At 55.3% G+C, this 20495-nt stretch carries 14 protein-coding genes and 1 pseudogene; 8 read left to right on the forward strand and 7 right to left on the reverse strand.

Annotation, left to right across the window (positions count from 1 at the left end; translation table 11 throughout):
* The first annotated feature begins 58 nt into the window (after window positions 1–58).
* Window positions 59–1348, forward strand: a complete 1290-nt coding sequence (locus QMK33_RS07705; RefSeq protein ID WP_283563993.1) for an aminopeptidase P N-terminal domain-containing protein — start codon at window positions 59–61, stop codon at window positions 1346–1348.
* A 131-nt stretch (window positions 1349–1479) separates the two neighbouring features.
* Here the strand turns inward: QMK33_RS07705 and QMK33_RS07710 are convergent, their stop codons facing one another.
* On the reverse strand, window positions 1480–2265 hold the full coding sequence (locus QMK33_RS07710; RefSeq protein WP_283563994.1) for a class I SAM-dependent methyltransferase: 786 nt from the start codon (window positions 2263–2265) through the stop codon (window positions 1480–1482).
* A 208-nt stretch (window positions 2266–2473) separates the two neighbouring features.
* On the opposite strand from QMK33_RS07710, the gene QMK33_RS07715 reads away from it, so the two are divergent.
* Window positions 2474–3079, forward strand: a complete 606-nt coding sequence (locus QMK33_RS07715) for a hypothetical protein (RefSeq protein ID WP_283563995.1) — start codon at window positions 2474–2476, stop codon at window positions 3077–3079.
* 116 nt (window positions 3080–3195) lie between these two features.
* Here the strand turns inward: QMK33_RS07715 and priA are convergent, their stop codons facing one another.
* The 6 genes and pseudogenes from priA to rpsF form a co-directional block, all read right to left on the reverse strand.
* Window positions 3196–5742, reverse strand: coding sequence for a replication restart helicase PriA (gene priA, locus QMK33_RS07720; protein WP_283563996.1), 2547 nt, complete (start codon window positions 5740–5742; stop codon window positions 3196–3198).
* 71 nt (window positions 5743–5813) lie between these two features.
* Window positions 5814–8037: pseudogene (locus QMK33_RS07725) on the reverse strand (thioredoxin domain-containing protein).
* On the reverse strand, window positions 7922–10177 hold the full coding sequence (locus QMK33_RS07730; RefSeq protein ID WP_283563997.1) for a GSCFA domain-containing protein: 2256 nt from the start codon (window positions 10175–10177) through the stop codon (window positions 7922–7924). Before QMK33_RS07730 ends, QMK33_RS07725 begins: the two are co-directional and overlap by 116 nt.
* 77 nt (window positions 10178–10254) lie before the next feature.
* Window positions 10255–10698, reverse strand: coding sequence for a 50S ribosomal protein L9 (rplI, locus tag QMK33_RS07735; protein WP_283563998.1), 444 nt, complete (start codon window positions 10696–10698; stop codon window positions 10255–10257).
* A gap of 9 nt (window positions 10699–10707) precedes the next feature.
* Entirely contained in the window at window positions 10708–10977 is a 270-nt protein-coding gene (gene rpsR, locus QMK33_RS07740; protein WP_283563999.1) for a 30S ribosomal protein S18, read from the reverse strand.
* 19 nt (window positions 10978–10996) lie between these two features.
* A complete protein-coding gene (gene rpsF / locus QMK33_RS07745; protein ID WP_283564000.1) occupies window positions 10997–11380 on the reverse strand; it encodes a 30S ribosomal protein S6 in 384 nt (127 codons plus the stop codon).
* A gap of 394 nt (window positions 11381–11774) precedes the next feature.
* Between rpsF and QMK33_RS07750 the strand changes: the two genes are divergently transcribed.
* From QMK33_RS07750 to QMK33_RS07775, 6 genes are all read left to right on the forward strand, one after another.
* Window positions 11775–13115, forward strand: coding sequence for a c-type cytochrome (locus QMK33_RS07750; protein WP_283564001.1), 1341 nt, complete (start codon window positions 11775–11777; stop codon window positions 13113–13115).
* A 111-nt stretch (window positions 13116–13226) separates the two neighbouring features.
* Complete coding sequence (locus tag QMK33_RS07755) at window positions 13227–16292, forward strand: TAT-variant-translocated molybdopterin oxidoreductase (protein WP_283564002.1); 3066 nt, start codon at window positions 13227–13229, stop codon at window positions 16290–16292.
* A 49-nt stretch (window positions 16293–16341) separates the two neighbouring features.
* Window positions 16342–17820 (forward strand): NrfD/PsrC family molybdoenzyme membrane anchor subunit, encoded by a 1479-nt coding sequence (gene nrfD, locus QMK33_RS07760; protein ID WP_283564003.1) that lies wholly within the window; start codon window positions 16342–16344, stop codon window positions 17818–17820.
* On the forward strand, window positions 17813–18397 hold the full coding sequence (locus QMK33_RS07765) for a DUF3341 domain-containing protein (protein WP_283564004.1): 585 nt from the start codon (window positions 17813–17815) through the stop codon (window positions 18395–18397). Before nrfD ends, QMK33_RS07765 begins: the two co-directional genes overlap by 8 nt.
* A 2-nt stretch (window positions 18398–18399) precedes the next feature.
* Complete coding sequence (locus QMK33_RS07770; RefSeq protein ID WP_283564005.1) at window positions 18400–19152, forward strand: c-type cytochrome; 753 nt, start codon at window positions 18400–18402, stop codon at window positions 19150–19152.
* A 7-nt stretch (window positions 19153–19159) separates the two neighbouring features.
* Window positions 19160–20482 (forward strand): quinol:cytochrome C oxidoreductase, encoded by a 1323-nt coding sequence (locus tag QMK33_RS07775; protein ID WP_283564006.1) that lies wholly within the window; start codon window positions 19160–19162, stop codon window positions 20480–20482.
* Window positions 20483–20495: the final 13 nt, after the last annotated feature.

The following is a 20495-nucleotide window of genomic DNA, read 5'->3' on the forward strand; positions in this document are numbered from 1 at the left end:
GCGCGGGGTAAAGCAGGCCGTAACTTGCGCCTCTAACCCGTTTTCCCCGTCTCTTCGTATGCGCTACGGTCCCATTGCCCCCGAGCTGTTTGTTGAAAACCGCCGCCGCTTTTGCGAGCTGCTGCCGCCGCAGTCGCTGGCTATTTTCAACGCCAACGATATTTTGCCCACCAACGCCGACGGCACGCTGGCCCTCAAGCAAAATACCGACATCTTTTACCTGAGCGGCGTCGACCAGGAGGAAAGCATCCTGGTCATCTGCCCCGACGCGGCCCTGCCCAAGCACCGCGAAATCCTGTTTTTGAAGGAAACCTCCGACCATATTCTGGTGTGGGAAGGCTACAAGCTGACAAAGGATGAGGCCAAAGCCGTGTCGGGCGTGCCCACCATTATGTGGCTCGATGCGTTTCCGGCCGTACTGGCGGCCCTTATGAACGAGGCCGAGTATGTGTACCTCAACTCGAACGAGCACATTCGCTCGGTGGTGGAGGTGCAAACCCGCGACGCCCGCTTCATCCAGGACTTGCAGCGCCGCTACCCGCTGCACCAGTACCGCCGCGCCGCCAAGCTCACGCACCAGCTGCGCGCCATCAAGAGCCCCGAGGAAATCCGGCTGATGCGCCGCGCCGCCGAAATTACGGGCAACGCCCTGCGGCGGGTGCTGGGCTTTGTGCAGCCCGGTGTGTGGGAGTTTGAGATTGAGGCCGAGATTTTGCACGAGTTTGTGCGCGCGGGCTCGCGCGGGCCGGCCTACACCAGCATCATCGGCAGCGGCGAAAGCGCCACCATTCTGCACTACATCAGCAACGACCGTCAGTGCCAGGCCGGCGACGTGCTGCTCATGGACTTCGGCGCCGAGTACGCCAACTACGCCGCCGACCTCTCGCGCAGCATCCCGGTATCGGGCACCTACAGCCCGCGTCAGCGACAGGTGTACGAGGCCGTGCTGCGGGTGTTCAAGTACGCCCAAACCCAGTTGGTAGTCGGCAACAACATTGAAGCCTACCACAAAGCCGTGGGCGTGGCCATGGAGCAGGAGCTCATCCAGCTCGACCTACTCAGCGCCAGCGACGTCAAAAACCAGGACCCCGACGCGCCGCTCTATAAAAAGTACTTCCCCCACGGCACCAGCCACTACCTGGGCCTCGACGTACACGACGTGGGCAACAAGTACCGCAAGTTCGAGGCTGGTATGGTATATACCATTGAGCCAGGCATTTACATCCGCGAGGAGAAGCTGGGTATCCGCCTCGAAAACGACTTCCTGCTCACCGCCACTGGCAACGAGGACCTCATGGCAGATATCCCGCTGGAACTGGCTGATATTGAGCGCTTAATGAAGAAGTAATTCCTGGTCGAAAGCAAAAAGAACGTCCTGTTGAACGCAGTGAAGCAGCTCTACCGCATCGTTTTGATAATGCGGTAGAGCTGCTTCACTGCGTTCAGCAGGACGTTCTTTATTTGGGCCTTATGCGGCCGCTACTTAGGCCGGCGAAACAGCAGCAAATGCTGCTGCGGCAGCGTCTCCTTCACCTCCACAAACTCCAGCCCGATGGCCTTCATCTCCTTTTTGGCTTGCGCAACGGTCATTTTGTGAATCTCCTTGATGGGCACGTTGGGGTCTTCGGCGCGGTACTCTACCAGCGCCAGCCGCCCGGTGCCCGGCCGCAGCGCCTGCCGGATGGCCAGGCCCATCTCGCGCGGGTGGTCAAACTCGTGGTAGGCGTCCACGATGAGCACTACATCTACCTGGCCGGCGGGCAGGTGCGGGTCGGCGGTGGTGCCCAGCACGGGCTGCACGTTGCGCAGGCCGTTGCGGGCCTGGCGCTGCTTGAGCTCGGCTATCATTTCGGGCTGAATATCAACGGCCAGCACGCGGCCCTTGGGTACCAGCGGGGCCAGCCGAAACGAGAAAAAGCCCGTGCCCGCACCAATGTCAGCCACGGTGTCGGTGGGCTTGAGGTGCAGTTCTTTCAGCAGGGTCTCGGTACCCTCTTCCTGGCTGCGGTCGTCGCGCTCCAGCCAGCTAGCGCCCTCGTGGCCCATTACGTGGGCTATCTGGCGGCCCTGGTAGTAGCGGGCAATGCCGTTGGGGTCGCGCGGAGGCCGGCTCTGGTAGCCCACCGAGTCAGGCGGGCCCGGGGCGATGGTGGCTGCCCGCAGCCCCGCCCGGTTGGCTATGCTCGACTCCATGGGTAGCTGGGTGCAGGCGGCGCTTACTGCTACCGTGCCTATGCTCAGCCACAACACAACGATATTCTTCATAAACGGCAAAATCAGTCCTACTTGAAACCAGCTTTTTCTACCCAGAACAACAACTCAGTAGGGGCGGGCGTTCAGCAAAATAGGGGTGAAGCTACGAACCCAGGCTACTTGTCATAACCAAAAAAAGCACTTTAGCAAGTAGCTAAAATTTTCTTCCTAACGTAACCGGACCACAATTCTTTCATTAACCCCCTCCGTTTTTCGCCTTATGCAAAACCTGACCTCTACTCTGGGCCGCCTCACGGTAGTCCTCGCCGGTGCCCTCGCCCTGGGCTCGTGCAGCCGCGCTGAGTATGCCTTCTTACCCAAGTCTGCCTCGTACCTAGGCACCACCACGGCAGCTCCCAAAGCCCGCCGCGTAGCCGCCGCGCCGGCCGTAGCCGTAGCCCCCACTGCCGAGGTAGTAGCTACTACGCCCGAAGCCCCTTTTGCCACCGCGCCAGTCGCCGTAGCCGCTCCAATAGCTATTGCCCCAGTTGCTGCTAAGCCAGCGGCTACCAAGCCCCGGGCCGCGGTAGCAGGTGCTACCATTGCCACTGCTTCGGCCCCCGCCGCTGCCCCGCAAAAGCCTACCTTGGTGCAGCGCATGGCCTTGGCCAAGGTCACCAAGAAAATGGATAAGCTGATGGCCAAGTCGCAGTTCAAAAAGGGCGATAACACGGCCAGTACGTCGCGCATTGATGGCAACCTGCGCACTGGTATCATCTTGCTGCTCATTGGCTTGCTTGTGGGCCTGCTCAACGGCCTGATTGGTACCATCATCGCCATCATCGGCGTGGTATTCATCGTGCTCTGGCTGCTCGATGCGCTATAAGCCGCTGCATCTAACCTAGTTAAAAAGAAAAATCCCCCACTGCGCCAGCGCGGTGGGGGATTTTTCTTTTTATTAAAGCGCCTGCTGGTTAGCGGCAGTCCAGCAGCCCTGGGCAGCTACATGGGGTCCACGTCCACCACTAGGCGCGCCTGACGGTATTCCTTCTGGTCGCGCACCACGTCCAGCGCAGCGCAAATGGCCATTTTAGCCGCCTTCAATACCGTGTGCTCGCGGCTGAGCTTGATAACGATTTCCTGCAAAAAGAAATTGCGAATGCGGAAAATGTAGGGCGCTTCCGGCCCCAGTACCGGCCCGCGCCCCAGGCGGTCGGCCAGTTCCTGAGTGAGCAGGATGGCGGCGCGCTGGGCCAGTTCCTGGTCCACATGCTTCACCGTGAGCTTGATAATGCGGGCGAAGGGCGGGTACTCGTGCTCGCGCCGCTGCGTTATCTCGTACTCGTAAAACTCCAGGTAGTCGTTGCGGATAACCTTATCGAAAATAACCTGCGTGGGGTCGCCGGTCTGAATCAACACCTTGCCTTTCTTGCCCTTACGGCCCGCCCGGCCGCTCACCTGCACAAACATCTGGTAGGCCCGCTCGTGCGCCCGGTAGTCGGGGTAGTGAATGATGGCATCGGCGTTGACGATGCCCACCAGGCTCACGTTCTCAAAGTCGAGGCCCTTGGTTACCATCTGGGTACCCACGAGCACGTTGGTTTTCTGCTGCTCAAAGTCGCCGATAATCTGCTGGTAGGCGTTTTTGGCGCGGGTCGTGTCTAGGTCCATGCGCTGCACGTTGGCCTGGGGCAACATTATTTTGAGGTCGTCTTCCAGCTTCTCGGTACCGAAGCCCTGGGTGCGCAGCGCACGCGAGCCGCAGGCCGGGCACTGGCTGGGCATGCCCTCGTGGTAGCCGCAGTAGTGGCAGCGCAGCTCGTGGGCATGCTTGTGGTAGCTCAGGCTCACGGCGCAGCTCTGGCACTTGGGAATGTACCCGCAGTCGTTGCACTCCGTGACCGGGGCGTAGCCGCGCCGGTTCTGGAACAGGATAATCTGCTCGTTCTGGGCCAGCTTGCTTTCCATCGCGGTCAGCAGGTCGGATGAGAAGTGGTTGTGCATCTTCTTCTCAGCGCGCAGCTTGCGGGTATCAATCAGCTCAATCTCCGGCATGCCCGCCTCGCCAAAACGCTTGCTGAGCGTAACCAAGCCATAGCGGCCCATGCGGGCCTGGTAGTAGGTTTCCACGGCCGGCGTGGCCGAGCCTAGCAGTACCTTGGCTCCCTGAAAGTTACCCATCATCAGGGCCACTTCGCGGGCATTGTAGCGCGGGGCGGGGTCGTACTGCTTGTAGGAGCTTTCGTGCTCCTCATCCACAATAATCAGGCTCAGGTTATCGTAGGGCAGAAACACCGCCGAGCGCACGCCCACCACCACCTGGAAGCGACCCGAGAGCACGCCGTTCCACACCTCCACCCGCTCGTTGTCCGAAAACTTGGAGTGGTAAACCCCTAGCCGCGAGCCAAATACGCGCATGAGGCGGGTCACAATCTGGGCCGTGAGCGCAATTTCGGGCAGCAGGTACAGCACCTGCCCGCCGCCATCTAACGCATTGCGAATGAGGTCGATATAAATCTCCGTTTTACCCGAGCCCGTCACGCCGTGCAGCAGCACAATGTCTTTCTGCCCGAACAGACTCATCACCTCATCGCGGGCCACTACCTGAGCCTCGTTGAGCTGAAAAGGCATCTGGGCCACCGGGTTCTCATCGAGCGGAAAGCGCGACACAATCTGGTCGAACTGCTCCAGTATCCCGTTCTTTATCAACGTGTTCACCGCCGAGGCCGAGAGGTGGGGCGAGCTAGTGAGGTACGCCTTCTCAATGCCCAGGTGGTTGAGGTGCTCGTCGTGGTGCACCGGCACGCGCTGCAAGTACTTCAGCAGCACATCTACCTGTTTGGGCTTGCTGGCCAAGTCCTCAAACAGCTTCTCGACCGAGCCGGCGGTGAGGTGGTGGTGCGCCAGGCGCACCTTTTTAAGCACCTTGGGCGAGTATTTATCGGAAAGCTGCTCAAACAGAAAAATAATGTCCTTCTGCATCAAGGACTTCAGCACTTTGTGAAACGAGGCCACGCCCAACAGGTCACCTACCTCAGTAAAGGTCAGGGCTTTGCCTTCTTCACTGCGTAGGTTGTCCACAATGCGCGTTTCCCTCTCATCGAGAGGGTATGGGCTGCCATCGGCCACAAAAGCTGGGTGCAGCTGAATGCGCGACTCGGAGCTGAGCTTGAGCGCGGCCGGCAGCGCGGCGTTAATGACCTCGCCCAGCGTGCAGAGGTAATACTCACTTATCCAGCGAAATAGCTTGAGCTGGGGCTGCGTCACCACGGGTGCATCGTCGATAAATTCGAGGATGTACTTGGCTTGGTAGTCCTTGGGCGGCATTTCGTGCACGGCGGCCACAATGCAGCTCAGCGTGCGCTTGGCCCCAAACTGCACGATGACCCGGCCCCCGACTACCACGTTGTCGTTCAGCTCAAACGGCACCCGGTAGGTGTAGAGCTTGGGCAGGGGCAGGGGCAAAATCACGTCCACGAACAGCGTCACGCGGTCGGGCGTGGCCGCTGGCGCGGGGGTAGGGGAGGCAAATTCGAACGTAAGCGACACGGGCAAAAACTAGCGGCAGGCGAATAGTAAAGATAACCCCGGCAGGGGCCCAGTGATTCCCGCCCGGCCGCCTAACGCTCGGCCAGCGCCAACTGCGCCAGCGCCTCGGCCACCGAGTGCACGGGCAGCTGGCACGCCTGATTGCGGCACACGTAGAACGTGGTTTTGTCGGTAGCACTGCGCCCTTGCAGTAATGGCAAGTCGCTGGTAGTCAAGCTGCCCGCCATAATATCATTGGGTAAGAATTGCCGGCTCAACTCGGCCCGAAACTCCTCAGCCTGCGGCCCGGTAATGGCCACCTCGGCCCCCGGCCGTAGCAGCGCCACGTAGAGGCTGGCCCAGTTGGTGAGGTGCTGCGGCTCCTTGGCGGCCAGTGCCTGCACTTGGCCCAGCATGGCGGTGGCCAGGGCCTGGTAGTCAGCGTTTTCGAGGTGGCGGCCCAGGCGCAGCAGGTTATTGGCCATCACCGAGTTGGAGCCGGGAATCACGTTGTCAAACAGCTCTTTCTTGCGGGCGATGAGCGGCTCGGCGCTGGCATCGGTATAAAAGAACTGCTGCTCGGTGGGGTCAAAGAAATTGGCGAGCACGTAGGTAGTCAGCGCTTCGGCCTCGCGCAGCCAGCTTTCCGCAAAGGTGGCTTCGTAGAGGGCGAGGTAGGCCTCAATCACCAGCGCGTAGTCTTCCAGAAAGCCGTTGATGGTGGCGCGGCCGTTCTTCCAAGTGCGAAACAGACGCGGCCCGTTGCGCAAGTTTTGCTGCAAGAACTCAGCATTACGCAGAGCCAACTCCAGAAACTCGGCTTCGCCAAAAGCCCGGTAGGCGGCCACCAGTCCGCTGAGCATGAGGGCGTTCCAGCCGGTCAGCACCTTGTCGTCGAGGCCGGGCCGCACGCGCTGGATGCGGGCAGCCAGCAAAGCCTTTTGCCAGCCGTGGATGAGCTTGGCCAGCACGGGAGGCTCCAGGTCGTGAGCTTCGGCAAAGGCGGCATCCGTCTGGCGGCGGTGCAGAATGTTGTTGCCGTGCTCCCAGTTGCCCACGCCCGTGCAGCTATAGTAGGCAGCGGCCAGCGGTTCCTCATCGCCCAGAATAGCCTGCAATTCTTCGCGGGTCCAGACGTAAAACTTGCCTTCCTCGCCCTCGCTATCCGCATCCAGCGACGAGTAGAAGCCGCCCTCCGGGTTGGTGAGTTCGCGCCGTATCCAGGCCACCGTCTGGTACACCACCTCGCGGTACAGCGGGTCCTGCGTCACCTGAAATGCCTCGCTGTAGAGGCTGAGCAGCTGGCCGTTATCATACAGCATTTTCTCGAAGTGCGGCACCAGCCACTCGGCATCGACCGAGTAGCGGGCGAAGCCGCCGCCCACCTGGTCGTAAATGCCGCCCAACGCCATCTCACGTAGCGTTAGGTTCACTTGGCTCAGCACCTGCTGGCTGTCCGAAATGTGGTGCGCCCGCAGCAAAAACCGCCAGATGCTGGGCATCGGAAACTTAGGTGCCCGGTTGGTGCCGCCCCGCTCCCGGTCGTAGCACGTTGCTATGTTATAGGCTAATAGCTTGAATTCCTGTTCGTTGACTTTTGCGCTCGCTGGCTCGTCCAGCGCGCCGTATTTCGCCAGCTCGCTGGTTTGCAGCACCTGCACAAAGCGCTCGGCCGAACCATCCAGCTCGGCGCGGTGCTCGCCGGCGTAGGCCTGGGCAATGTTTTCGAGCAGCTTCACCCAGTTGGTGGGCGCGAAGTAGGTGCCGCCATAAAACGGCTTTGCCTCGGGCGTGAGCATTACGTTGAGCGGCCAACCGCCTTGCACGCCCATTGCCTGCACCGCCTCCATATACACCTGGTCCACGTCGGGCCGCTCCTCGCGGTCTACCTTAATGCACACGAAGTACTCGTTCATCACCCGCGCTATCTGCTCGTTCTCAAACGATTCGCGCTCCATTACGTGGCACCAGTGGCAGGCCGCGTAGCCAATGCTCACAATAATGGGCTTCTGCTCGGCCTGGGCCCGCGCCAAGGCATCCGGCCCACGGGTACCAGTCCACGGGGTTGTGGGCGTGTTGCAGCAGGTAGGGGCTGGTTTCGTGGGCCAAGCGGTTGGCGGGTGAAGAGGAAGCGGGCATAGGAGCTGAATAAACCGGGTAAAACAAAACCCAGCCGACTGGGCTGGGTTTTGAGGAAAAATCAGGTAGCGGGCGAATCACCAGCTGGCGGCGTATCGGTGCCTGGTGGCTTGGCTCGCCGGGAAGTGGCAGCCTTGGCAACAGCCTTCCTAGCGGCTGGCTTTTTGGCTGCGGCATCTTTCCCGGTTGTTGGCTTCGAGCTGACATGCTTCTTGGTCGCCAGCTTCTTACCTGCCGGCCTAGCCGTGCGGGCGGTGGGCTTTTCTATCGTGGGCATCGGCTCATTGGCTGCCTCTACTATGGCGGGGCTAACCTCGGGCGTAGCGGCTACATCGGGAAGCGTCACCTCCGTTGGCGCAGCCGCTGCTTTTGGGCGGCCCCGGCGTGGCTTAGGTGGCGTGGCTGGCTCAACATTGGCCAGCGTGGTGGTGATGAGCTCCTCAACAGGGGTTGCTAGCATGGCCTCCGATACTGCCGGCCGCTCCAGTAGCGCTATCGGAATGATAGGCGGCGAAATGATAGGAGCCATAGCAGGCACATCCTGTACGGAACCAGTAATAGGCTCAGAAACAGCGGCTTCCTGCTCAGCAGGTGCAGGAGCCCGATACAGGTCGGTGCGCTTGCCGCGCTTTACCAATACTGACTTCGTAATAACCGTCGATTTCTTAGGTGTTGGGCCCGTACCGCGCTTGCGCACAGGGGACATCGACAGTAGCGGCTGGTCCATGGGGTCGGTAGCCGGGCTGTCGCCCACGAAGGTGCGGCTGGGCTTAGCTGGTACATCCAGCAGAACAGTTATTGCCTCCACCTCGGCGGTCATATGAACGCCGGTTGCTTCTTGAGCTAGCTCTTCCAGCAATTCTTCCGTAGCTAAGCCGATCGGTTCCGTGCCTTCTGGCTGTTCGGTGACTAGGCGGGCAGCGTTTTTGCGGGCTGTCCGTTTGGCTCCTCCGCGCGAGCGACGCTTTTTCTTTTTGGCTGGGTAAGCGGCACCTTCTTCTGGTAGCAGCAAGTCGGGCTCGCCACCGGCTAGTACCGCCTCCACAGCAGCTATTGCCGTTTCTTCGGCAGGCTCGGGCAGGTTACTATCGGCCGGACCTACCTCCAATTCGGTCGGTAAGCCATCGGCTACTGAGGCGTGGCCATTGCGGCGGTCCTGGCCGTTGCGCTCGTTGCGTCGCCCATTACGGCGGTTCTCGTTGCGCCGATTGGGTTGCGTCAGACTGTCGGCGTGCGGCTCGCTAGGAGTAGCCGGCGTAATCATGTCCTCGCCAATATCGATGCGCTCCTCACCGTCATCCGGAATAGAATCCGCTACGCGCGTGGGCTTGGGCGGGGGCAACGCTACCAGTTGGCGCTGCACATCACGTATTTCCTGGCGAACGTCCACACCCTGGCTGTTCAGTCGTTCCAAGCGCTCCGCAGTTTGGTCCAGGAAAGCGCGGTGCTCGGGGGCACCCAGATGCAGCGGCCGGTGGCCCAGCGACTGCCGCACTGCCGCCCACTCCTTGCGGAAGCGCCCAAAGTCTGCGTCGAAATACGCCCGCGCAAACTTGTCCCAGATATAATCTTCTGCCACTTCCGACGGGTGCAGCATATCACTCGCATAAAAGCGGTAATCGCGCAACTCATCGGTCAGCAACTCATACGCTGGGAAGTAGCTTACTCCCGGCAGTAACTCGCTCAGGTAGTGGCACGCCACCCGCAGCACTGATTTGCTCACCGCATTCAGCGGCAGCGTATCCTTGATGTGGCGCACGGGGCTAACTGTCAGCACGATGCGAACTTCCGGGTTAATGCGACGTAGTAGCGCGTGCACTTCTGCCAAGCTATTCACAATCTCATCGGCGGTTAGCAGCTCCTTCTCAAACAGGCTGGCAGGCAGCTTGTGCAGGTTGCTCACCAACTCGCCGGTCTCGCGCAGGCGATAGGCCCAGGCCGTTCCCAACGTAAGCACCACCATATCGGCGGTACGCGCGAAGTCGCCCACGCGCTGCACCGTTTCCTGAATGGTTTGCAGCAGTTCGACCGGCGACTCAGCCCCGATAGTGCTGTGCAAGTCGTAGCTCTGCCAGCGGCCACGCGCTTCTACCACGTGCTGCTGCCAGTCCTGCTCCTCGCCAACTGCGGCTCGCAGCAGCTGCGCAAGCGCCAGCGGCTGAAACACCGTCCCGAAGGGGTTGACCAGCGCATTCACCTTATTTAGGCGCAGCCGGGCCCCGAGGCTCTCCGCAAAGCATGAGCCTACCGTGAGTACCCGCGCCGTGCGCGCCAATTGCCGCTCCTGCGGCGCAATAGTTAATTCAGTCCGAAACATGAATCGCAAAGGTAGGCCCAAAAAAAGACGCCCCACCTTACGGCAGGGCGTCCAATCAATTTGCTAATAACCAGCAATTAAGCAGCTACCACACGGAAGTTAATCGTGTGTTTCACTTCTTTGTGCAGGTTCAAAGTAGCAGTATAGTCACCAGCCGTAGCGGGCTCCTGGTCAAAGCTCAGGCGCTTACGGTCGATATCAATACCCTTGTTCTTCAAGGCCTCAGCCAATTGCAACGTAGTTACGCGGCCGAATATTTTACCGGTTTCACCAACCTTAGCGGGCAGGTCAAATACCTGGCTGCCAACCTGGTCAGCTACTGCTTGCGCATCAGCCTTCACTTTCTCAGCTTTGTGAGCGGCCTGACGGACGTTCTCAGCTACGATTTTCTTAGCCGATTTGTCAGCCAGCATGGCCAAGCCTTGGGGCAACAAATAGTTGCGGCCGTAGCCCGACTTCACCGTTACGAGGTCGTTTTTGTAACCCAGACCCTTAACGTCGTCTTTCAGAATGATTTCCATGTCTTAGGTCTATTTTAGGGCGTCAGCTACGTAAGGCATCAGGGCTAGGTGACGGGCTTTTGCCACGGCCTGGGCCACTTTGCGCTGAAATTTCAGGCTGGTGCCAGTGATGCGGCGGGGCAGCAAGCGGCCCTGCTCGTTCACGAACTTCAGCAAGAAGTTCGGGTCTTTGTAATCCACGTACTTGATACCGTTCTTCTTGAAGCGGCAGTACTTGTTACGGGTGTCAACGGGCTTGTTGCCGTTGTTGCGGTCATTATTGCGTTTCTGCGTAGCCATCGTATTGCTTGCTAGAGGGTTACTGAGCTACGGCTTCGGCCGCCTGGGGCGCCTTCTGCTGGTTCATCTCACCATTGCGGCGGCGCTCGTTATACGTAACCGAGTGCTTATCAAGCACCGTGGTTAGAAAACGAATAACGCGCTCGTCACGGCGGAAAGCCAGTTCGAGTACGTCTACGATGTTACCTTCTGCGCTGTGATTGTAAGTCAGCGTGAAATAATAACCAGTGGATTTCTTTTGAATTGGGTAAGCCAGCTTGCGCAGGCCCCAGGCTTCAGTAGAAATGAGGTCGGCGCTATTTTCCTTAAGCACCTGCGAGAACTTCTCGACCGTCTCTTGCACCTGGCCCTCGTTTAGCACGGGGGTGAGGATGAAGACCGTCTCGTAATTTCTTACGTCCATTGACGGGGTTGATTTATGAAAGTGAAAAAAATTAATTTGGGTGCAAAGGTACTGGTTTTGTAGCGTATTAGCAACTCCTTGACCTAATTGCTTTTATGATGCTAGTAAAAAGCTGAGCCGTAGGGTGCTGCATCGTGCAAAACGGCTGCCTCAGCCAACTGTTATTCTGGCAAAAAGGAAAACCAAAACTATTCGGAGTGGGTTGGTTAAACAGGTAACGATTCACCTTAAAGTGAGCCGCAAAAGAAGCCCAGTTTGGTTATTTAGGATGTTTCCAAATAAGTTGGAGTACCTCTGAAATGGCTTTCCTGCTTTTGCCGCCCGCAATTCGTAGCCTACATTTGTACTCCGGAAAGGGTACGCCCGCAATCCGTTTTACCGGTTCGTTTGGATGATGAATAGCTTTCTATCACGCACCAGCTCATGGGTGCTCGCATTATTTCTGGCCGTGGCGGCTCCGGCCCTGGCCCTGGCCCAAACTGCTACCGTCACTAGAGAGGGCGTAGCTCCTGGTGGGGCAGCAGGTGCCACCACGGCTGCGGCCGTTACCCCCACTGGTACCCAGGGTGCTGGTGGGGGCGACGCCGCCGCTATCGCCGCTGGTGATGCCTTGTTCAAAAACAACTGCGCCCAGTGCCATGCTGTTAATGACAAGGTAGTTGGTCCCGCACTGGCTGGCATCAGCAAGCGCCGTCCAATCACATGGATTATTCCTTGGATTCACAACTCGGCTAAAGTTATTGCCAGTGGCGACGACTATGCTGTAAAGTTGTATAACGACTACGGAAAGCAGCAGATGCCCGCTTTTCCGCAGTTGTCGGACAATGAGATTAAGAGTATCGTCGCTTGGGTAACTTCTCAGGAAGGTGGCGCCAACGCAACTACTGGTGGTGTAACTGCCGGAAATGCTGGCGCTGTTGATGGCACCGCCGCTGCTGGCGCTACTGCTAGTGCTGGTGGTTATACCGACATCCTTCTCATTGTACTTGTAGTGGTAATGATTGTGCTGGTCGTAACGCTAGCCATCATTGCTAACCTGATGAAAGACGTGCTGCAAGGTCGCAAAGACCTTGATGGTCGCGATGTTGAAATCCTCGACCAGCGTTTCGATTGGAACAAGCTTTACCAGTCATCAGCTCTTCGCGGTATTGTAGGTGTTGTGTTTGGTCTAGTGCTACTCTATGCTGGCGTACAAAGCGTAATGGCAGTGGGTCTTACCCAAGGCTATCAGCCTACCCAGCCCATCGCATTCTCGCACAAGATTCACGCTGGCGAAAACCAGATTAACTGCGCCTACTGCCACACTTCGGTGTATAAAGGCAAGTCAGCTAACATCCCTTCGGCCAACATTTGCATGAATTGCCACTCGCAGATTAAGACGGAGTCGCCCGAAATCAAGAAGATTTACCGTGCCATTGAGCGTAAGCAGCCAATTCAATGGGTGCGTATTCACAACCTGCCCGATTTGGCATACTTCAACCACTCGCAGCACACGCAAGTTGGTGGTATTCAGTGCCAGACCTGCCACGGCCCTATCCAGAATATGGAAGTTGTATACCAGTATTCAGCCCTCACCATGGGCTGGTGCATCAACTGCCACCGCGAAACGCCCCTCAATACGAAGGGCAACGCCTACTACGATAACCTCGTGAAATTGCACGATAAGTCGAACAGTGCCGTGCCATTCACTGTGTCATCCAATGGCGGCACTGAGTGCTCGAAGTGCCACTACTAAGTTTTTTTAGCTAAGATTTTATAAAAGACATGAAACGAGACTGGGAGTGGCCAACTATAGGTTGTTGCTACTTCAGCCTTGGTTCACTGAAAATGTCTCATTACTGATAAGATGAAATACTGGAAGGGAATTGAAGAGCTGGACAACTCGCCAGAGTTTGCAAGGAATGCCTTTGCTGAGTTTCCCGACTTTTTGCCGGTCAAGGAAGGTCGTGCAGGTAGCCCCGACGATTCGTCGGTTGCCCCGCGTCGTGACTTTCTGAAGCTAATGGGCTTTGGTGTAGCAGCAGCTACGTTGGCTGCCTGCGAAACGCCGGTTCACAAAGCAATCCCTTATCTCAACAAGCCGGAGGAGGTTGACCCGACCATCTCCAACTTCTACGCTTCTACTTATTTCACTGGCTCGGACTACAATGCCGTGCTGGTTAAAAACCGCGATGGCCGGCCAATTAAGCTGGAGGGCAACCCGGAGTCGCCCGTAACGCGCGGCGGCCTCTCCGCTCGTGCACAGGCTGCCGTACTCAACTTGTACGACGGCGCCCGCTTGCAGCAGTTCATGATTAAGGGCAAGCCAGCCGATTATGCTGAGCTTGATAAAGCCGTGCGGGCCGGCTTGGCTGGTACCACGGGTAAAACGGTTTTGGTTTCGCCCACTATCATTAGCCCAAGCACTAAGCGCGCTATTGCTGCACTAGCTGGCAATTCCCGCAACTTTGAGCACATCATGTATGATGTGAACTCAGCCTCAGGACTGTTGCAGGCAAACGGTGGTGTGTTACCCGGCTACGATTTCAGCAAGGCCAACGTAATCGTAAGCCTTGGTGCTGACTTTTTGGGCACTTGGATTTCGCCTGTTGAGTATTCGCGTCAGTATGTGGCTAACCGCAAGGTGAGCACTGACAAGCGCACCATGTCGCGACACTTCCAGTTTGAAACGGCTCTTTCACTTACTGGTTCCAATGCTGACGTGCGGGTGCCCGTTAAGCCTTCTGAAATTGGTAAAGTAGCACTGGCGCTTTACAACGGCGTAGCCGGTGGTAGCGCAGTTGCTGGGCTATCCGCAAGCGCGCAGAAGCAGGTTGCCCAAGCCGTAAAAGAGTTGCAGGCTAATCGGGGTGCTGGCCTAGTGGTATCGGGTTCTAACGACCCAGCCGTACAAACGGTGGTAGCAGCCATCAACCAATCGTTGGGTAACGTAGGTACTACGTTGAGTCTCACAGAGCCATCGTTTGTTCGTCAGGGTGAGGATGGCCGTATGGCGCAGTTTGTCAGCGACTTGAAGAATGGGGCAATAGGTACGGTGATTTTTTACCATGCTAACCCCGTTTTCAACCACCCCCGTGGTAAAGAAATAGAAGAAGCGCTAAGAGCAAACAAGGCAGCTATGAGCATTTCGCTCAATGACCGCCTTGACGAAACCGGTTCGCTCTGCCAATACCAGGCACCCGACCATCATTGGCTGGAGTCGTGGAATGACTATGAGCCTAAGCGTGGGTCGCTTAGCCTTTCTCAGCCAGCAATCACGCCAATCTTCAAAACCCGTCAGGCTCAGGAGACTTTCCTGCGTTGGGCTGGCTCAGAAGAAACCTACTATAACTTCCTAAAAGACGGCTGGCGCACCGTACTCGGTACTAATGTTGGTTTTCAGACTGCCTGGGATAAAGCAGTTCACGACGGCGTAGCTACTGGTTCAGCCTTGACTGTTACGGCTTTTACAACGCAGCCAATGAGCCTTGCGGCCGCAACCAGCAGTCTGAGTGGTGGTAGCAAAGCGGGTATCGAAGCCGTACTCTACGAAAAAGTAGGTATCGGTGAGGGTGGGGTAGAAGCGAATAATCCCTTTCTGCACGAGTTACCTGACCCTATTTCGAAGGCAACTTGGGGCAACTACGTGGCCGTGCCGCGTAAGATGGCTGAGGATAATAAGTGGAAGCAGGGTGATGTAATTAAAGTCACCAGCGCAACTGGCGCAAGTATTGAAGTACCCGTGCTCGTGCAGCCTGGGCAGGCTGATGGTACCGTTAGCATTGCCGTTGGCTATGGCCGCACTAAGGTGGGCAAAGTAGGCAACACGGTAGGCGCCAATGCTTTTGTCCTGGCTCAATCGACTCCCACTGCTGTTCTGTATCATAACGTGGTAACGCTGCAAGCAACGGGTGCTACCAATCCCATTGCTCAAACGCAAACGCATCATACCATCATGGACCGCCGTGAGGTAGTGCAGGAGAATACCCTAGCCAAGTACCGCGAAAATCCTAAAGAAGTAACTGAATACGAGTTGATTGCCACCCCTGACGGCTTGGAGAAACCAAATAAGGTTTCCCTGTGGCAGGACTATCAGTACAATGACCATCACTGGGGTATGGCTATTGACCTTAATTCATGCATTGGCTGTGGCTCATGCGTAATTGGGTGTCAGACCGAGAATAACATCGCTGTAGTAGGTAAGCAGCAGGTTATCAACCGCCGAGAAATGCACTGGATGCGTATTGACCGCTACTATAGCTCGAATCATCACGAGGACGAGTTTGAGAAAGAAGGCAAACTGAGCACGTATGCTGCAATGGAAGACCCTGCGGATAACCCGCAGGTAATTTTTCAGCCTATGATGTGCCAGCATTGCAACCACGCGCCTTGCGAAACGGTGTGCCCTGTGCTAGCCACCACGCATAGTTCGGAAGGATTGAACCAGATGACTTACAACCGTTGCGTAGGTACGCGCTATTGCGCTAACAACTGCCCATATAAGGTCCGTCGCTTTAACTGGTTCTCATATTACTCCAACGAGAAGTTCGAAGACGTAAACGGTCACATGTTTACCGACTTGGGCCGCATGGTGCTGAACCCGGACGTAACGGTACGTGCTCGTGGCGTTATGGAGAAGTGTTCGCTTTGCGTGCAGCGTATTCAATTGGGCAAACTCGAGGCTAAGAAACAAAAGCGACGTCCTAAAGATGGTGAGATTGTAACAGCTTGCGCTCAGTCATGCCCCACGGAAGCTATTGTTTTCGGTGATATGCGTGACCCTACTACCCGCTTGAGCCAACTCCTGCGCCGCGAGGATGGTGAGCGTGCTTTCCACGTATTGGATTCCATCAACGTGCAGCCCAACATCACGTACCTAACTAAAATTCGTAACGGTGTTGTCGAGTTTTTCCCCAAAGAAGAAAACGCCTAAGTTGCCAACTGCTTGAACAAAAAGAGTTAAGTCCTTAATATTCATCACTATGCAGTACGTATCCCCAGTACGCGAGCCACTCATAACGAGTGGTAAGACGTATCACGACGTCACTCAGGACATCTGCTACCAAGTAGAGGCTGCTCCCAATATCCGCTGGATGGGCGCCTTGGGCGTAGCATTGGTCCTGCTAGGTGTTTTCTTCTACTCCGTTTACCGTACTCTATGGTTCGGCATCGGCGAATGGGGTCTCAATAAGACCGTTGGTTGGGCATGGGATATTACCAACTTCGTTTGGTGGGTAGGTATCGGTCATGCTGGTACGTTGATTTCAGCAGTGTTGCTGTTGTTCCGTCAGAAGTGGCGGTCATCCATCAACCGGGCCGCAGAGGCCATGACGATTTTTGCAGTAATCTGCGCCGCCATGTTCCCGGTGTTACACATGGGTCGCCCTTGGTTAGCTTTCTACGTGTTCCCATTGCAGAATACGCTCGGTTCGCTTTGGGCTAACTTTAACTCCCCTTTGCTGTGGGACGTATTTGCCATCTCGACCTACTTCACGGTATCGTTGGTGTTCTGGTACACTGGTTTGGTACCCGATTTCGCTACTATCCGTGACCGTGCTAAGGGCAAGATTGCCAAGTTCAGTTATTCTATGCTAAGCATGGGTTGGACTGGATCTGCCAAGCATTGGTCACGATATGAAACAGTATCGCTGATTCTGGCTGGTGTTTCAACGCCTCTAGTACTCTCTGTGCACACCATTGTATCGATGGACTTTGCAACCTCAGTTGTACCTGGCTGGCACACCACAATATTTCCTCCCTATTTCGTAGCTGGTGCTATATTCTCCGGCTTTGCAATGGTATTGACCCTGATGCTTATCACGCGTGTCGTATTCAAGCTGGAAGACTACATCACGCTGGAGCACATTGCCTTGATGAATAAAATCATGATGGTAACGGGTTCGATTGTGGGTGTAGCTTACATCACCGAGTTCTTTATCGCTTGGTACTCGCAAGTTGAATACGAGCAATATGCATTCATCAACCGAGCCACTGGCCCCTACTGGTGGGCCTACCTGGGTATGATGAGTTGCAACGTGCTCTCCCCGCAGTTTGTATGGATACGTCGTATCCGGTACAGCATTACGATGACGTTCATCCTGTCTATCATCGTAAACATCGGTATGTGGTTCGAGCGTTTCGTAATTATCGTAACCTCTCTGCACCGCGACTATTTGCCTTCTTCATGGGCTATGTTTTCGCCAACCAGAATTGACGTAGGTGTATATGTAGGTACTATCGGCCTGTTTTTTACCTTGTTTTTATTGTTTGCCAAGTTTTTCCCAGTAATTAACATGGCGGAGGTGAAGACTATTCTGAAATATACGGTTAACGATGGCCCCACTTATGGTGGCGCCAACGACGGTAGCCGTACGCCTAGCCGCAATACTTCCCCTGTTCCACATGCTACGCCCGGTGTACCAGCTTCGGCACCTGTAAACTACGACAAGCAAAATGACTAGCCCAGCACTCACCGCCGCGCCAGTTTCAACTGCCCCGGCCGCAAGCAGTTCCACCAAACGCTTCGCACTCGGTATATTCGATGATGAAGATACCTTGCTCCACGCAGTAGATAATGTGCGCGCAGCAGGTGTCAAAATCTACGATGTCTTCTCCCCGTATCCTGTCCACGGCATCGATGACGCACTAGGTATTGAGCGTTCCCGCCTGCCTATTGCCGCTTTCTTTTATGGCATGTGTGGATTGGCATTCGCTCTCTGGATGCAGATTTATATGTTGGGTTTTGACTGGCCGATGATAATTGGTGGTAAGCCCAACATTGCCTTACCAGCTTTTATTCCAGTAAGTTTCGAGTTGACAGTGTTTTTTACCTGCCATGGCATGGTAATAACATTCTACACGATTTCTAAACTCTACCCACGTTTTAAAACGCCGGTTCTAGATGTGCGTTCTACGGATGACAAATTCGTAATGGCCATCTTGTTGGATGAGCAGAGCTCACAAATGCCACAGTTGACACAACTGCTCCGTGAAAATGGGGCCAGTGAAGTCAATCAAAAGGAAATGACTAAATTTTAACGATGGCGCCTTCTCTCAAATACGGGCTGTCCGCGGCCTCTCTAGCTCTGAGTCTTGGCGTAGCTTCCTGCTCTCCTGACCCCAACAACCCTGGTGTTGAATACGCACCAGAGATGTATGAGTCAATTCCTTACGAGCCACTGCGTCAGATTGCCTTCAATACTGTCAACTCGTTTGGTATCAACCAACGGACGCCAGCTGGAGGAACGGTACCCCGTGGTAAGCTTGCCTATTTCGACCATATTCCTAAAGATAGCGTTGGTATTGCCGAGCGCACGCTCCGTAACCCTTACCCTTATACAAAGGCTAACATCGAAGAAGGACAGGTGCTATACTCGCGTTATTGCCTGCACTGCCATGGAGAGCAAGGCAATGGGCAAGGACCAGTGGGCATGAAGTTTAAGGGTGTGCCTAACTATTCCGCTGGTACATACAAGACGATGAATGATGGCCACATTTATCACGTCATTGAATGGGGCCGGAACCGTATGATGCCTCATGGCTCACAAGTTAACCCGGAAGAACGCTGGAAAATCGCTATGTATGTTCACGTTTTACAGCTGAACAATGACCCAGCTGACTTGCCTAAAATCGTGAAGGTTACTGCTCCTTTAGAGATAAACAGCGCTACCATTGGCAATGCCTCGGCAATGACTAGCAGTACTAATCAAAAAGCCGAGGGAAAAGCAAATGCTAGCACTGGCTCCGAAACGCCCGGCCAGGGCACTAAAGGCCGTAATGGCTCGATGAACTAATTGACCTATGGCAACTCTGACTCATCATCACGAACCCGCAGCCATTGAGCATTTGGCCCCTAGCGCCAAGGCGCAGCGAACGTTCATGACCATTATTGGGGCTGGTATAGTTCTCCTTATAATTGGTGTTATTGCTTCCCTGATGCATTGGGGTGAAAGCCACGAAGGTGTTGGCGAAGCTGCTAATCACCTTACTGCTGGTAACCACGCCGAGGCTCATAGTGATGAGCATTCAGTTTTGTGGCGCCGCATAGTTGTTAGTCTTTGGCATAGCAACATCTTCTTTATTGGCATTTCGGTTGTAGGTACCGTTTTCATGGCTATCCAGTACGTTGCTTATGCGGGCTGGTCAGTAATTGTTAAGAGAATTAACGAAGCGCTGGGCGCTTGGTTGATTCCAGGAGGAGTACTACTAATCGTCTTATTCGTTATTGGCCGCCATGACCTTTTTCACTGGACTCATGAGGGTATAATGACTAAAGGGTCAGCTAACTACGATAAAATTGTCGCTGGTAAAGCTGGCTTCTTGACTTTCGGTTTCTACTTGGTTCGAATGGTGTCTTACCTCACGATATGGGCAGTATTTACTTGGAGACTTCGTCAGCTTTCGTTACTAGAGGACCTCAATGGTGGCACAAGCTATTTCCACCTCAGCATCAAAACAGCGGCGCTTTTCCTAGTGCTGTTTGCCGTGACTTCATCCATGTCAGCATGGGACTGGATTATGTCAGTCGATGTGCATTGGTTTAGCACAATGTTTGGTTGGTATGTGTTTGCTTCTTGGTGGGTATCGGGTATTGCTGCTACTACCCTGATTGCCATTTTCCTGAAGCAGGCAGGTTACTTACGCTTCATGAATGCCAACCACTTCCATGACTTGGGTAAGCTGATGTTCGGATTCAGCATTTTTTGGACATACATATGGTTTTCGCAGTTCATGCTTATCTGGTATGCTAACCTTCCTGAGGAAGCTGTTTACTTCAATCAGCGCCTTGGCGGGTTTGAAGGTCGCTATACTTGGATTTTTTACTTCAACTTGGTAATAAACTTCGGCTTCCCATTTCTTGCTCTCATGACCCGGGATGCGAAACGCCAAATGATTATCATGAAAATCGTTTGTATTGCTATTCTAGTAGGTCACTGGTCAGACTTTTATTTAATGCTGATGCCGGGCACTATGAAGGGCGATAATGGGTTTATTATTGAGATTGGTATCGCCTTAATTTTCCTAGGGGCCTTCCTAATTTTAGTTACCCGTCGCTTAGCTGAAGCCTCTCTGGTTCCAGTTAACCATCCCTTCATAGAGGAGAGTGTTCACCACGCAACCTAAATCAAAAGCCTAG

Source organism: Hymenobacter sp. H14-R3 (assembly GCF_030063445.1).
Lineage (GTDB): Bacteria > Bacteroidota > Bacteroidia > Cytophagales > Hymenobacteraceae > Hymenobacter.

Bases quoted from the DNA above. Each gene is read 5' to 3' on its own strand.
- QMK33_RS07705 (WP_283563993.1), top strand. From the start codon at position 59: ATGCGCTACGGTCCCATTGCCCCCGAGCTGTTTGTTGAAAACCGCCGC.
- QMK33_RS07710 (WP_283563994.1), bottom strand. From the start codon at position 2,265: ATGAAGAATATCGTTGTGTTGTGGCTGAGCATAGGCACGGTAGCAGTA.
- QMK33_RS07715 (WP_283563995.1), top strand. From the start codon at position 2,474: ATGCAAAACCTGACCTCTACTCTGGGCCGCCTCACGGTAGTCCTCGCC.
- QMK33_RS07730 (WP_283563997.1), bottom strand. From the start codon at position 10,177: ATGTTTCGGACTGAATTAACTATTGCGCCGCAGGAGCGGCAATTGGCG.
- rplI (WP_283563998.1), bottom strand. From the start codon at position 10,698: ATGGAAATCATTCTGAAAGACGACGTTAAGGGTCTGGGTTACAAAAAC.
- rpsR (WP_283563999.1), bottom strand. From the start codon at position 10,977: ATGGCTACGCAGAAACGCAATAATGACCGCAACAACGGCAACAAGCCC.
- rpsF (WP_283564000.1), bottom strand. From the start codon at position 11,380: ATGGACGTAAGAAATTACGAGACGGTCTTCATCCTCACCCCCGTGCTA.
- QMK33_RS07750 (WP_283564001.1), top strand. From the start codon at position 11,775: ATGAATAGCTTTCTATCACGCACCAGCTCATGGGTGCTCGCATTATTT.
- QMK33_RS07755 (WP_283564002.1), top strand. From the start codon at position 13,227: ATGAAATACTGGAAGGGAATTGAAGAGCTGGACAACTCGCCAGAGTTT.
- nrfD (WP_283564003.1), top strand. From the start codon at position 16,342: ATGCAGTACGTATCCCCAGTACGCGAGCCACTCATAACGAGTGGTAAG.
- QMK33_RS07765 (WP_283564004.1), top strand. From the start codon at position 17,813: ATGACTAGCCCAGCACTCACCGCCGCGCCAGTTTCAACTGCCCCGGCC.
- QMK33_RS07770 (WP_283564005.1), top strand. From the start codon at position 18,400: ATGGCGCCTTCTCTCAAATACGGGCTGTCCGCGGCCTCTCTAGCTCTG.
- QMK33_RS07775 (WP_283564006.1), top strand. From the start codon at position 19,160: ATGGCAACTCTGACTCATCATCACGAACCCGCAGCCATTGAGCATTTG.